At 28.9% G+C, this 2,459-nt stretch carries 3 protein-coding genes; 2 read left to right on the forward strand and 1 reads right to left on the reverse strand.

Annotated features, from left to right (window positions below):
* Positions 1 to 488: 488 nt before the first annotated feature.
* Positions 489 to 728 carry a hypothetical protein gene (locus EHV01_RS04740; RefSeq protein ID WP_422066442.1) on the reverse strand — a complete coding sequence of 80 codons (240 nt, stop codon included), beginning with the start codon at positions 726 to 728 and terminating at the stop codon, positions 489 to 491.
* A gap of 325 nt (positions 729 to 1,053) precedes the next feature.
* Here EHV01_RS04740 and pyrF point away from each other — a divergent pair, with 325 nt between their 5' ends.
* A complete protein-coding gene (pyrF, locus tag EHV01_RS04745) occupies positions 1,054 to 1,680 on the forward strand; it encodes an orotidine-5'-phosphate decarboxylase (protein ID WP_422066444.1) in 627 nt (208 codons plus the stop codon).
* A 9-nt stretch (positions 1,681 to 1,689) separates the two neighbouring features.
* The gene (gene pyrE / locus EHV01_RS04750; RefSeq protein ID WP_422066443.1) at positions 1,690 to 2,301 is read left to right on the forward strand and encodes an orotate phosphoribosyltransferase; all 612 of its coding nucleotides are present in this window, start codon (positions 1,690 to 1,692) and stop codon (positions 2,299 to 2,301) included.
* Positions 2,302 to 2,459: the final 158 nt, after the last annotated feature.

A 2,459-nucleotide genomic window follows, 5' to 3' on the forward strand; every position in this document is an offset into this window, starting at 1 on the left:
TWWAATTTTTAAATAAAAGACATAATTAATTAAAATTATAATTTGCTATTAGTATCTTTTTAAAAATATTTACAATTATTTTAATAGGTTATGCAAGAAGTCTAATTAAGTATTTATCTATTTATTTACTACGCCATCCGCTTCACTTTGAAGGTGAGCGGTGGCGGTATGTTGTTTGTTTAATAATAGACAGTTGTTTTTTCTTTTTGGAGCCAGAGAGTTTTCTCTCTCTTCACCCGCACCATTTCAGGTCAAAACGTTCAGTTTTTAAAATAAATCTACTCGCACCTTGAAGAGCCTAATGCTATCGCAAATTTATTTATAAAGTGACCATCTCAATWNTTTATTGTCGTTCGATGTTGACCTTGCACTTATCACGACTATCGCTTGTTAAAGCGTCTATTATTTCCGGACTGATTACCGCTGGGCTAGACCGCCTATGTGGAATAAAAGCACTTAGTTATTTAAAATAACCGTCCCACMCTGCATTAAGTTGTTTTATAAAATCAAAGTTTTAACAAACCAGTTTCATAATCAAAGATAATTTTTGAATTTTCTAAGCGTTTATAAAACCGCTTTTGTGTTTTATCTTTTACTTTATTCAATAAATATTTATGTTTTTCACAAGTTCATAAAACTTTATTTGATAAAAATTCTTCAGTAATGAATGATATTGTTTTATAGCAGTTATCAATATCGCAAATTTGTTGTTGCTTATTAATTTTCATTACTTACTCCTTTCTTTTATTAAGTTTTTTTATTAGCAAATTAATTAACTGAAACAGAGAAAGGACAACACCTTAAATTAGGAGAAAAACAGCTACACTTTGTAAAGATTTCTAAGATATTTAATAAATGTGTAAACAACTTAAAGAGGGTATCAAAAAGTTGTTATAGTTTTTTTGTAAATATTTAAGATATTGCCCTTTCTCTGAATCAATTAATAATTTTGGTTTTACAAATAAAAAAACCATTTTAGTAAATGGTTTAATTTATTATTCTTATTCAATTTCCGAGTTTTTTTCCAAAACCCCAATTTTTTATACGGCCACTTTAAACAAGTTTCCGCCACAATCATTATTTTTAAAAGTTGGGATGGAATTAATTTATGCTGTTGGTTTTGAAATTATTAATAAATTAAAACAGCACGGTCATATTGTTTTTCTTGATTTAAAATTAAATGATATTCCAATTACAGTTGAAAAGGCTTTACAAGCATTAAAACAATATCAAGTTGACTTTGTTACAATTCATTTAACAAGTGGTGAAAAAACATTAGAATTAGCGCATCAGGTTGTGCAAGATACTTCAATTAAATTATTAGGTGTAACAGTATTAACTAGTCTTGATAATGATGAACTTCAAACTTTATTTTTATCTTCAACATTAACAACGGAGCGATTAGTACAAAATTTAGCAAAATTAGCAGTAGGTAATCACTTTTATGGTGTGATTTGTTCCCCTTGAGAAGCAAAGATGATTAAAACACAGTTTCCATCGTTACAAACAATTACCCCTGGAATTCAATTAGTAACTAAACAAACTGATCAAAAACGGGTGGCAACACCAGTTCTTGCAAAAGAATTAGGAGCTGATTATTTAGTAATTGGTCGTGCAATTACAAGCGCTGCTGATCCGGTAGCCGTTTATCAACAAATTATAACAACATTGGCAGATTAGAAAGGACGAATGAAGATGAAAAACATTATTACGGAATTAATTAGAATTAAAGCAATTAGTATTAATATTACTGAATTGTTTACTTGAGCATCGGGAATTAAAGCACCAATTTATATTGATAATCGGTTAACGATGGGTTATCCTCACTTGCGGTGAACAATTGCTGAAAGGTTTGCTGAACTTATTAATACTAATTTCGGACAAGATAAAATTGATAATATTTTTGGAACAGCAACAGCAGGAATTCCCCATGCTGCTCTATTAGGCCATTTATTAAAATTACCATTTGGGTATGTTCGTAGTAGTAAGAAAGGTCACGGAAAACAAAATCAAATTGAAGGAGTCTATGAAAAGGGGCAGAAGGTTGTGGTCATTGAAGACTTAATTTCTACAGGTGGGTCAGTTATTGAAGTTGTGAAAACTTTACAAGAAGCTGGTTTGGAAGTTGTTGCGGTATTAGCAATTTTTAGTTATCAATTAAAAAAAGCTACTATTGCTTTTGAAAGTTTACAAGTTCCTTTATATACATTAACTAATTTTGATAGTTTAGTAACAACTAATGGTTTGTTGTCAAAAGCAGAACAACAAATTTTAAAAGAGTTTCAGCAACAATTAGAGTAGGAAGAATACAATGATTTGGATTAGTAAGTTAATTTAAAATATCTTATTAATATTATCTTTAATTTTGTCGAAAACTCTTGATGAAATAAAAAAAATCATCAATATGACAATTTGAAAACTAATTTTGTGTAAGATTATGATTTTGCTTTAAATTTATA

It is taken from the genome of Spiroplasma sp. hy2 (assembly GCF_044714365.1).
Classification (GTDB): domain Bacteria; phylum Bacillota_I; class Bacilli_A; order Mycoplasmatales; family Mycoplasmataceae; genus Spiroplasma; species Spiroplasma phoeniceum.